General features: G+C 33.8%; 10 protein-coding genes. 3 read left to right on the top strand and 7 right to left on the bottom strand.

All coding sequences use genetic code 11. The annotated features are described in order from the left end of the window. The first annotated feature begins 10 nt into the window (after positions 1-10). Together ISU00_RS05600 and ISU00_RS05595 are read left to right on the top strand one after the other, a co-directional pair. A complete protein-coding gene (locus tag ISU00_RS05600) occupies positions 11-1309 on the top strand; it encodes a site-specific integrase (protein ID WP_228853066.1) in 1299 nt (432 codons plus the stop codon). Positions 1310-1492: 183 nt separating this feature from the next. Then, positions 1493-1786: a hypothetical protein gene (locus ISU00_RS05595; protein ID WP_228853065.1), complete on the top strand. Its 294-nt coding sequence runs from the start codon at positions 1493-1495 to the stop codon at positions 1784-1786. A 148-nt stretch (positions 1787-1934) separates the two neighbouring features. Here the strand turns inward: ISU00_RS05595 and ISU00_RS05590 are convergent, their stop codons facing one another. From ISU00_RS05590 to ISU00_RS05570, 5 genes are all read right to left on the bottom strand, one after another. Continuing rightward, positions 1935-3386, bottom strand: a complete 1452-nt coding sequence (locus tag ISU00_RS05590) for a hypothetical protein (protein WP_228853064.1) — start codon at positions 3384-3386, stop codon at positions 1935-1937. 143 nt (positions 3387-3529) lie between these two features. Continuing rightward, positions 3530-4366 (bottom strand): hypothetical protein, encoded by an 837-nt coding sequence (locus tag ISU00_RS05585; protein ID WP_228853063.1) that lies wholly within the window; start codon positions 4364-4366, stop codon positions 3530-3532. Between the two features lie 182 nt (positions 4367-4548). Continuing rightward, positions 4549-5904, bottom strand: a complete 1356-nt coding sequence (locus ISU00_RS05580) for a hypothetical protein (RefSeq protein WP_228853062.1) — start codon at positions 5902-5904, stop codon at positions 4549-4551. Between the two features lie 234 nt (positions 5905-6138). Beyond that, positions 6139-6312: a hypothetical protein gene (locus ISU00_RS05575; RefSeq protein WP_228853061.1), complete on the bottom strand. Its 174-nt coding sequence runs from the start codon at positions 6310-6312 to the stop codon at positions 6139-6141. Further along, on the bottom strand, positions 6299-6667 hold the full coding sequence (locus ISU00_RS05570) for a hypothetical protein (protein WP_228853060.1): 369 nt from the start codon (positions 6665-6667) through the stop codon (positions 6299-6301). Before ISU00_RS05570 ends, ISU00_RS05575 begins: the two co-directional genes overlap by 14 nt. A 357-nt stretch (positions 6668-7024) precedes the next feature. On the opposite strand from ISU00_RS05570, the gene ISU00_RS05565 reads away from it, so the two are divergent. Next, positions 7025-7564: a hypothetical protein gene (locus tag ISU00_RS05565; RefSeq protein ID WP_228853059.1), complete on the top strand. Its 540-nt coding sequence runs from the start codon at positions 7025-7027 to the stop codon at positions 7562-7564. A 217-nt stretch (positions 7565-7781) separates the two neighbouring features. Here ISU00_RS05565 and ISU00_RS05560 read toward each other — a convergent pair whose 3' ends face one another. Both ISU00_RS05560 and ISU00_RS05555 read right to left on the bottom strand, forming a co-directional pair. Next, a complete protein-coding gene (locus ISU00_RS05560; protein WP_228853058.1) occupies positions 7782-9122 on the bottom strand; it encodes a TolC family protein in 1341 nt (446 codons plus the stop codon). Positions 9123-9132: 10 nt separating this feature from the next. Next, positions 9133-12234: an efflux RND transporter permease subunit gene (locus tag ISU00_RS05555; protein WP_228853057.1), complete on the bottom strand. Its 3102-nt coding sequence runs from the start codon at positions 12232-12234 to the stop codon at positions 9133-9135. Position 12235 lies beyond the last annotated feature (1 nt).

Genomic DNA, 12235 nt, shown 5'->3' with positions numbered 1-12235 from the left:
CCTAAATACAATGGCAAAGACAGGAATAACATTATTACAGACGCAGGCCCAAAGAAAGCTTAGAAGTAACATGCGGGAAATTTTTATAAGCTATGCTCATAAGGGGAGACGGACGCATTTCTTTACTGGTAAAAATATTGATGTTAAATATTGGAATAAGAAAGATCAGCAGGCTAAAAAAAGTTTACCTGGCCATCACCGGTTTAACATGTTTATTAATAAAAGGAAACAAAAGGTAGAAGATATTGCAAATTCAATATTACTTGAAGATGGAAATCCTACCATTGAACTTGTTCGGTCTGTCTACGAGGGCAAGAGGAAAGAAAGAGATAAAGCCAACACACTTTCTTTTCACCAATACCTTGAGAAGTTCATTAATGACTCTAAGGTTACCAAGAAAGAAGGTACTATAAAAACGTATCGAACAGCCCAAAACCAACTCAAAAGCTACGAACGTTATGCAAGAGAAAAACTGGATTGGCATAGCTTCGATATGGATTTCTATTGGGATTTTATGGAATACTACAATGATTTCCAGGGATTAACAAACAATGGGTTTGGAAGGACAATAAAAATTCTTAAGGCAGTACTCAATAGCGCTGTGGAGAATGGTTACAGTAACAATATTGAATTCAGAAAGAAGCAATTTCGTGCTGTGAAGGAGCGTGTAAACGATATTTATCTGGACGAAGATGAATTGCTGGATATAATCAATCTGGATTTATCATTCGACCCATCTTTAGAAAGAGCACGTGATCTATTAATCTTTGCCGCCTACACAGGTCTACGGTTTAGCGATTTAAATAACCTTAAGCCTGAAAATATATCTGGAAACATAATTCGAATAAAAACGTTGAAAACAGGTGAATATGTATCAATTCCACTATATCCACAGGCGAAAGATGTCATGGCTAAATATCCAAACCGACCTAATCGGGTTCCCAAGCCATTTACCAACCAAACGATGAACCGTCACCTTAAGGAAATTGGAAGATTGGCTGGGATCAAAACAAAGATTTTAAAGATTCGAAATTGTGGCACAAAGCGTATTGAACAATCTTTGGAAAAATATGAGATGATAACAACCCATACCGCTCGAAGGTCTTTTGCAACAAATATGATTAAAAGAGGACTTCCGACCAGGTTAGTGATGATGGTTACTGGCCACACAACAGAGGCTGCATTCAATAGTTATATTAAGATTTCCAATGATGAAAATGCAGAATTGTTGTTACGCTATTTCAACCAAAACAAAGTTGGTATCGATAATAATAAATTGACAGCTCTTGCAGCACAAACAATTAACTGATAGAGTTTCCATCTCACATATAATGCCGAAAGAGACCAGGGCTATGCGATTATACAAGAGTGCCCGAATTCATAGTATTTATTCCAAATCTGATGGATACAAAAAATTTATAAGATGAAAGACTTTAAGATCACTCAAGCTGAAACATATGAGTGCCTAATTTATATTTCAAACAAACTCCCCTTGAACCTATGTTCAAAGTATGAACTTGAGGATATTAGCTCAATAATTGTAATGGGCCATTACTATTTAAGGGACAGAGCCAATGATCTTATGAATTACGGTCTTAAGAGCAAACCATGTATTGAAGACTTAATCGAAGATATTATTCAGAAATTGGCGTTAGTGAATGATTCAACAAGAAACGAAATCCTTCTAATTTTAGAGCTAGAAAACGACTATTTTTTAGATAATGGTGTTCTAGGATCATTACAGACATTGAGAGGTTTTTGCAATGTCTGGGTTTCAGATTCTTAGAAGAATGGAATGCATGACTAAAGAATTCTGAATTTTTAATATTTGCTGTTATTAGATTTTTAGAGATAAGACAGAGCTATTTTCATTAAATTAATTCCATCAGAAAGGTTGGTATTTGAAACTTATTCTGTAAATCTGAGTTTATCGATTAACAATTTTCGTCTGTTGTTACTTTTCTAGTTGATATTATATAGTTTAAAACAGGTCTTTTGGTGTCTTCTTCTTTTTCTAATATTATCAAACCACCATCAAATGTCCAATTGAAGGCTACTTTTTTATCTCCATAAACAAATTCTTTTTTCTTAGACTCTAATTCCTGTTGGTTATCATATCCAAAATACTGTGCTATTGTATCAATTAACATCTCAGATTCGGTATAATAAAAGAATCTTGAAAAATTCTCAAATACTTTCCGAAATGTTAAGACAAAACCCTCTTTGTCAAGATAACGTGTATAGATTACATAGTTGAAGTAGTTAAAATAGAATTTCGGTAGTTTAAATGCATATGATTCTATGTTATCCTCATTTTTGGGCGGATTGTATTCAATTATTGAGCTTTCATTACAAAAGCTAATTGCTTCGTCCAAAACATTTTCTTTGTTTTCGACATCATCAAGTACTTTGGTTAGTTCTGAAATCAATTCTTTCGGCTCGATAATTCTTGTTGAAATATTGAATTCATTATAAAGAACTTTAGATTTAACTCTTAGTTTTTTATCCATTGCCACAAAATAATCACAGTGCGCCCCATAAAATGAATGTTCACCATCGGCCTGTATGTTCTGCATATTATCCGTTGGTTTGGCTAATTTATCAATCTTATAACCAATCATATCAAGCATCAAATATGCAGAGGTATAGTATTCATATTGATTTGCAGGTTGCTTTCTATGTTTAAATGAAGTCTCAACATATTCAAGAAAAGTCATTTCGGTTCCGAGATTGAATAAAAATTCATCAATGTTTTTGATAACTTCTTCATAGTTCCAATTCCCCGAATTAGAGTCAAGTTTAAAACCATACTCAGCCAATGATTTTCGAAAATTTTTGTAATACTCTCCATCCTGCAAGAGTTTTTGAGAAAAAGGACCAGCATACTTCATCAGATCCCACATGGTTGAATTTGATTTAAGGTTGGGAAACATTTTTTTGATAACATCTTTATTATCCTCTGTAATTTCAATTCCCGATGGTTGTAGTTGAAAAAGAGTCTTCATTAAGCTTCCCATTTTTCCTAAACCAAGCTCATTCAGCGATTCGTCCAGGTCTTTAAGTAGTTTCTCCATATCCATAAGGTCGAATATATCTTCTTTATCTTTTTCACCCTCAAAATATTCAGATGGTGTCCCAAATAAAGGTTCAATTTTTTCTTTCCCCCATCTTAATAAATGCTTGTTTGATAAGAATTCCAAAGTCTCCAAATCCTCTTTAAAAAATTGATTGTTTTGACTGTAGCTTTTCATTAAGTCAGTAAAATGTGCCGGCGTGTACGGAAATAGAAGGTTTTTTTTATTCTCAGAAATGAATTCTTTTATATCCTTAAACTCAGATCGTTTAAGATTGCTAATCACATTCCAATCTAAGTAAACTCGAATCATATATTTCTATCTTTTGCCATTGCAATTATTGATCTCATGTTACTGTGGGTTTTGGGATTAAGTCATTGTTTTTGCTAATAAATTGCAATTGTAATTCTCTGTGTATTCTCCCATAAATGCCCTTAGAATATGCTGGTAGCAGGCTATTTTAAATTAATCAACTCTTGCTTTTCGATTTTGACAATAGTTTGATGTTCATTTCTATTTTCATCTTTATATGAAATCCTTAATACCAGTCCGTCGATTGATTCAGGAATTTTCTGGTTCATTAATTTGTCCGCCTCAGTATGTTCACCTTCAATAAACTCCTCATAATTTGCCCGTAAATCAATATTTTCAAAAGGCGGAAGGTTATTTATTTTCGGAAGTTTTGTCAAATCATTGAACTTAACATCGCTTACTTCTTCAATCTGAATGTTGTAGGCTGGAAAACTTGAGTTATTATGAAGAACAAATGAAAAGTTCCAAACCACCTCCCAAAAAATTATTGGTTTACCACCAACAGGAATTATATTGCCACCAAATTTCTCTTTATTTTTAGCACTGTATCCTCTATTTAATCTCATTCCGTTGCTATAGATCAAATCTGCTTCGATAAATGGTATTTGATTTTTAGGTTTTTCATGAGCTAAACTTCCAAGTATTGCTTTTCTCATTTCCATTTCTGCCTGTTCTTTCCATAACTTCAAAGTCTCAGAAGAGAAACTATTTTCATCTTTATCTATTAGAGTAGCACAATTACTACATAACCAAATTCCATTACTTATATGTTTTCTCTGTTCCTCATTCAAATTATTGTCATATCTCGGACCACCCGGTGAAGCAGCAGTAATATGAGCAGCAATTCCTATCAAAGTAGATTTTTCTTCTTCAACATTCGGCCCTACTGTGTGTCTTTTGCATTTTGGATTTGAACACAGAAACCCCACCCTTCTCGCCAAATTTGAAATTGTTGATTTTGTAAAATTATCTCTGCTCATTCTTTGCTTTTTGTCAACAGCTCAGCTCAGGGTAGTACAAGGTTTAGAAACTAGTGTTTTCAAATTGCACGAAACGAGCCAAAGCGAAGGTTAAGGGGTTAAAATTATAAAACTAAACGGTCAAATCTAAAATTTGGCTGGTATAGGTTTATTTTTCTTAAACAGCCATAAAACATTTAGCCTTAGTTAGAACCAGATTTAATTTTAAAATAATTGTATAGTTGAATTTTAGTTTTTAGTTTTTTGTTCAATTCAACCAAATACTTTAAAAGGAAAAGTGTGATTTTTTGAACTTTATACAAATTATTAAGGTCAATATGCTTTTCAATTCCATTATGTAACATTTTATCTCGAATGTCATAAAAAGTATTGAAAATCCTTATAATTTCTTCTTGTTCTGAGGGTTCAATAATTTTTTTTAAAACATTTGACTTCACAATTGTCTGGCCCCTTCCTTTTCCCTTTGTAACCGGAATAAAAAGAAATTCGTATAAAGAAATTATTTTTATAACCCTTTCGTGTAAATCATCCTCGGACGAATACTCGCCTATCTTTTTTATTGCCCTTTGAATTAATATTGCCAACTCATCATTAGCGCCACTAAAGGCAAAATCAGAAACTTTATCCAATCCAGAATTTAATAAATGTTTTAATCTTTGATCATATAATTCCACAGGCTCAATTCCCCCTATCCTTTCTAAAGTATGATGGAAATCAAATTTCTCAGAACATGTTTCATAAATATAAGAATGAGGAAATAAATGTTTGAAACGATATTCAACATCCATAAGCTGGGTGGAGGGACGAACAGATTCTTCAACTAAAAATGCTTTCAAAATATCGATTGCGGTATTGACCTGTTTTTGGCCTTTTAATTTAGATTTATTCTTGGTGCCTTTGGTTTGTACTTTTGCGATTGGTCTTCCCTCAAATGGTTTGAAAAAGGCATCAAATTCCTCTTTAGTTTTATTTTCTTGGCTCAGCTTAAATAAGCTATACAATTCTTCTAGAATTTCTTCAGAGAAAAACATAATTTGAACATTTCCTATTTGGAAAGGAGATTCTATTCCTAAAGCGTGTATTCGAAAGTAATAGGTATATTCATCGAACTCTTCTTCAAACTTAGTTTGCAAATAATTTAAGGGCTCTATTAAGGTTTTCTTGTTTTTATAAGTTTCAATAATCCAATCGAATAAATGCTCTTCAATAAATTCAATAGTTGTGTTACCGTTATAGGGGCTTTGCTGCAATATTTCATTGGATATGTTAGTTAACTTAGAGTAGTTGATATTACTTAATCCAAGACTATTTTTAAATGCATTAACCGTTTTGCCATCAAGGTCGGATTGAGACTCCTTAATATTCTCAACCTTGCCCAAATTGATTATTATTGGTATTCCAATCAGTTCTTTAAACGGCATACTAGGTTTCTGTGCCTCGGGTTTCTCTGTAACCAATGGTACTAGATCAAAAATTTTTTTGTTTACATCTATGGTCATTAAATTTTCTCTTATGGTTGGTGTAATTAAACGTTGCATTGGTTAAGAACTAATATAGTAAAATGAAGAAACTTTGGTTAGTTAACGGATCAGATAAGAAATTAATGTGCCAATGAGAATAATGAGATATTGGGAAGTTTTTCCATATATGGATTTAGAATAGGTATAAATTAAAAGGCATCCTAGGCCTAATCAGACCACCAATATTTGCTTCTAATCACACTAAAATTCAATAGCTGCAAATTATTATTTAGGTAGTGCTCAAGATTTTGCTCAATCTTTGGTGCCTATTTCGCCAAATTCATTGATTAATTTGCTCAGTTCATACTTATCGATAGAGAGGTGCAATGCAGCTTCGAGAAAAGAATATCCAATAGAGGTCAATAGTAGATAGGTAGAATATAGACTGTACCTATAGCTTCTTTGGGTTTCATTATACATATCCATGGCGCTTTATTTGGTTGATTAGTTTTTTGGCAAGTGTTGGTATCAGTCCATTGTGATGCATTAAAATGGTATACCCTGGAATCTTTCTGCCCTTTCTTACCATTGAAGACAAAATCGCCAGTAATTCATGAACCGAGAGAACATCATTAGAGTTTAAAATGAGTGTTTCATCAATTCCGGAATCAATATAACGTTCTTCTTGAATTTTTTTGATCTGGAATAAGATATTGGAAAGATCGCAATAGGCATCTAGACAATTCTCGTTACTTATTCGCAGTAAATTTACATAGAGCTTCTTCCATAGATACTTTGGAACATCTCTTGAAGTAGTAGATAGTCGATTGTATTTTATCATGTAAAATAGCATGAGGGTTTAACAGGTAACCTTCACCCTAATATTTCGATATCTATACGGTATCCATTTAATTTATTGAAGTCACTTGCAAACGAAGTTGGCAGGCTTGAAGAGCTTGACAACAATGTTTGCCAATATTTGCTTTAAAATCGTTTCAGGATTATGAAATAATACTGACAATGATTTTAAACTGCTTTTTTCTTTAATTTTTTCTATCGCTTCTTTCTATATAAGTGCCTAAAATGATATTTCTGGGGGACTAAAAGTAGATTTTAACAAGAATAGTTTGCTATTTGCCAACCAAGGATGACAGTTACAGTTTTTCTCAATATAGTTTTATAATTAATCGTTTAAGTAATGAAAAACGTTATTCTCAAATATCCTCTCGGGCTATTAAAATCAAAGGATCTTACCATCACTGAAAAGTATTTATTGGGTTTAGACTATATGTGTTTGGACAAATTAGGTTATAACTGTTATTCTAACCTATACATTTCAAAACTTCTTAATCTAAATGTAAATACAGTTTCGAAATTAAGAAGGGCCTTGGTTAAAAAAGGAGTTTTATTAAAATCTGGAAAGCAATATCGCCTTACCTCCAAAATGCTTGAATTTGAGGAAGGACAATCGTTAGAGGCTTTTCTCTTTCCGCATGTATATGCCAATAGAAATTTGGTTCCTGGAGCAAAGTTGTTATGGGCATTTTACAATGTGAGAACTAGAGGTGAGTATGAGTATTTTGCATGCAGAGAATATACCGCCACTCAATTAGGTATAGGTGTTAAGAGCGTGACTAATTGGACTACTCAATTACTTAATCTAGAATTTTTATATATCAAGAAAAAATCTTTGAGCACCTTTAAAACAATAAACGTCATTTCTGCTAATTTCCTTTAAAACATGAATATTACTTTAAATAGCTATTTTCAATAGAATGTAAAATTGCAAAACACTACATCATAGTGTAGATTACTGTATATCATCGCATTAAAACATGGCTGGGATGGGTTCACAGAATAAAAATAAATGCCTTATAATCCTTTGGTTTATAAGGCATTTATTTTACAATTGCCAACAATAGGGACAACATTTAAAATTGAATTTTTTTACCATCCTAAATACTAAGTTGTCCCATAGCCCACTGAAGCTCTACCCTACTTAATTTTAGATTATACATTGCTTGCAATAAATTTAACTCTGACGATGAAAGAGCAAATTCGGCATCTGTTAACTCTAACTTTGAGCCTATTCCATTATTATATCTTTGGTTATGCATGATGTAGTTGGCCCTTTCTGCTTCAACAGTTCTTTTCTGGGTTTCATACTGTAATTTTGCATTATTCCAATTATTTAATATAGTATTTAATTCAAGCCTTACGTAATCATATAGGTCATCCATTTTGATTTTTTGCTGTTCAAGTTTAAGCTGGCTTTGTTTGATTTTTGAGGATGATCTACCACCAGTAAAAATAGGAATGTTCAAATTTACACCTACAAATGAAGTGTTGTGCCATGATTGGTCTTTGAACTTTTCACCATCAGTTTGAGACTGTATTTGGTATTGACCAATTAAATTTAACTCGGGAGATCGAGTAGCTTTGATGCTGGCCAATTTTTTCTCTTCAAGCTTAATGTTTAGTTTCTGAATTTTAAGGTCTTGTCTATTCAACTGTTCAATCATTATTTCATCGTTGACATTATACAATTCTTCATCATTCTCATCAATTATAAGATTATCAACCAACAATAATTCAGTTTCTTCATCAAAACCAATAAGTTGTTTTAGTTGGAGTTTTGCAATTTGGATGGCATTCTCTTGATATGAAACAGAGGTTTTAAGATTCTCGACAGCTATATAACTTCTTAAGGTATCAATTTTCAAACCTTTGCCATTTAAGAAAAGTGATTTAGAATCGTTTAGTTCTTTTGCATTTCTCTCAAGGCTTTTTTCAATTAGTCCCAATTGATTTTGTGCTAGGAGTACCTGATAATAGGCTCTTGTAACCTCTAAGATCAATCTTCTCTCCAAATCAATGGTCCTTTCTTTTTCTATTTCTTCTTCTACCAAAGACGCTTTAATTTCTTGATTAGATTTTATTGAAAAAATTGTCTGGTTGAAAGTTATAGCCCCGTTATATTGGTATAAACCACCAACACTTAAATCTTGAACATCTTTTTCGGTGCCGGCAAAACTACCGGGAACAAAAATGACTTGTCTATCAAAATACCTAGAGATATTTCCATTTAAGCTTACATTGGGCATCCATAAGCTTTTCACATCCTTTACTGCATGTTTTGCTCTGAGTTGTTCAAGATTTTGGATTTTTAAGGCTTTATTCCCTTGAGATGCCAATGTAATGGCCTCATCCAAGTTGATAACTTTTTGAGCAATTGATTTGGTGCCTGATGAAAACAGCATCAGAATTAAAACTAATTTTAAAATTGACATTTTCATGGTTAATGTTTTAATGTTGATGGATTATTTGCATTGAAGTTGATTCTTCTTCAATTATTTCACTAGGGACTTTTTTACTGGATAAATAGGAATACACCGCAGGAATGATAAATAGTGTGAGTATTCCAGCAAAAATTAATCCTCCAGCAATTACAATTCCTAATGATTGTCGGCTGTTAAAGGTCATGGCAATTGGTAAAGCACCAAAAATCATTGTCAACGAAGTCATTAAAATAGGTCTAAAACGTTGCACAGCAGCTTGAGTGGCGGCTTCGAATTTGGAATAACCTTTTGCCTTTAAATCATTTGCAAACTCGACGATAAGAATCCCATTTTTAGTAATCAATCCTACGAGTGTAATAATTCCGATTTGACTAAATACATTCAGGCTTTGATCGAACCAATACAGGCTCAGTATTGCTCCTGTTATAGCCATCGGTACGGTAAGCATAATAATCAATGGGTCTCGTAAACTTCCAAATTGTGCTGCAAGGATCATATAAATTATGATTAGTGCCAGTATCATGGTAAAAAGGATATTACCTTGGCTTTCTTCATAATCCCTAGCTTGACCTGCCAAACTTGATTTGAAAGTCTCCCCTAAAACTTCATTCTTTATGTTCTGCATTTCTTTAATGCCTTCTTGCAGGCTAACCCCAGGTGCAAGCCCAGCAGAAATTGTAGCGGAGGTGTATTGTTCATAGCGGTATATGGCTGCCGGACTTATTCCTTCTTCCATTGTTACCAAATTGTCCAGGGAAACCATTTGTCCATTTGCTGACCGCACGTTGATTGTACGTAAATCACTTATATCATTTCTTTGAAGCTTTTCGACCTGACCAATTACTTCATATTGTCTGTCATTGAGCAAAAAATAGCCATACCGTTGACCTGATAATGATAGTTGTAGAGCACGGGAAACTTCCTCAATAGACACACCCATTAATGCTGCTTTTTGCCTATCGATATTGATTTTAATTTCTGGTTTATTCATTTTTAAATCAGAATCGACAAACATTAGTTTTTTGCTTTGGCGTGCGGCATTTAAAAATTTCGGAAGTACTTTATTGAGACTATCTAAACTTTGCGACTGTAAAACAAATTGAACTGGCATTCCACCACCATATCGTGTACCAATTGTTGGCGGCAAATATGGGAACAACAAGAAATCCCTAAAATTTCCTGAAGCAGCACCATATTGATTATATAAATCAAGAGATGACATTTTTCTATCTTTCGGGTCATTTAGATAAATTGTTTGTACAGCAACATTAACAGGTGCAGGTGCAGGAATAAACGAAACGGCTACCATAGAATAAGTTTGATATAAACCATCCGTTGATTCATTAACATATTTGCCCACTTCCATCATCCCCTTTTTCATGTAGTCAAAAGAGACGCCTTCAGGTGCTATAGCAATAAGATTTAAATTTGAACGATCCTCGACTGGAGCTAATTCTGAGGGCAGTTTATTGCCAATAACTATAATTAATCCACCTGTTATCGCCAAAAATAACCATGCCATCCATCGTTTATTCATGAAGGCAATTAGCAATCGTTCATAACCCCTGTTTAGGTTGATAAAAAGTGGTTCTGTTTGTCGATATAACCAATTAGGCTGATCTCGTTTCTTTAGCAAATAAGCACTTAACATTGGCGATAAGGTTAATGCCACAAAAGCAGAAACCAATACAGAACCAGATACTACGATGGCAAATTCTTTAAATAATTGGCCGCTGATTCCTCCCATAAAAATTATTGGAGTAAAAACCGCAGCAAGAGTTATAGTTGTTGAAATGACTGCAAAATAAATTTCCTTAGACCCTTTAAAAGCAGCTTGTAAAGGTGTCATGCCTTCCTCAACTTTTTTATAGATGTTTTCTAAAACCACTATGGCATCATCCACAACAAGCCCAATTGCCAGTACCAATCCTAAAAGGGTGAGTACATTTATGGAAAAACCAGCCAAATACATTATGAAGAATGCTGATAATATTGAAACGGGAATTGCCACAACAGGAATGATTGTAGAACGCCAATCCCTTAAGAATAGAAATATTATTATTACTACTAATCCGAATGCAATGAAAAGGGTTTCTTCTACCTCCTTAATGGACTCTCTCACAGGTTTTGTAAAATCAAAACCCACAATTAAACGGTATTCTTTAGGTACTTCGCTTCTTAATTGATCAAGTCTTTTATAAAACTCGTCCACAACTTCAATTGCATTTGCGCCCCTTTGAATTTGAATGGCAATTCCAACGCCAATACGATTGGAGTTATTTGTACCATTAATTATGGCTGTTCGCTCATTCATTTCTCCCAACTCCGCATAACCAATATCCTTTAAATGGACAATAGCGTTCTGATCTTTCTTAATGATCATATTATTAAAATCTTCTGCAGTAGTTAGTCGTCCAATCGAACGCACGCTCAATTCGTTGTTGGTGCCCTCAATACGTCCAGAGGGCAAATCGATATTTTCCCTTAATAAGGCTTGCCTAATATCCTCTGGAGTAAGTTGTAATGCGGCTAATTTTAATGGATCAAACCGTAGTCTCATGGCATATTTATGCTCCCCAACAACCGCTACTCTATTGACTCCTGGTATAGACTGCATTCTGTCCTTGATTACGGTTGACGCCAAATGACTTACTTCCTTAATATCTTTTGTGTCACTTTCTACTTCAAGAAAAGCTACCAAATTATCAGGTGAAGATGCCTTTTCTACAATTGGCGGATCAACGTCCGCAGGTATTTGATTTTTGGATTTTGATACTTTATCCCTAACATCATTTAATGCATCTTCTAAATCAATGTCTCTATTGAATTCAACCGTAATAATACTTACCTGCTCTCTAGATTCCGATGAAATGGTTCGCAATCCATTGGCTTCTGCTATTGATTCTTCCATCGGTTTAGTGATTTTGGAAGCAATTACATCAGGGCTAGCCCCAGGATAAAAGGTAACAACTGAGATTACAGGCGGTTCGGTTAAAGGAAACTCTCTAACCCCTAAATTCATCCAACCTACAATTCCCATAATGACAATCAAGGCGGAAAATACTCCTGCCAAAACGGGCTTTTTAATACTTATCGATGGTAAACTCATG

This window comes from Aegicerativicinus sediminis (assembly GCF_015476115.1).
Taxonomy (GTDB): Bacteria; Bacteroidota; Bacteroidia; order Flavobacteriales; family Flavobacteriaceae; genus Aegicerativicinus; species Aegicerativicinus sediminis.
The sequence above is the reverse complement of the archived record's forward strand: the minus strand, read 5'-3'. Positions and strand labels throughout refer to the sequence as shown.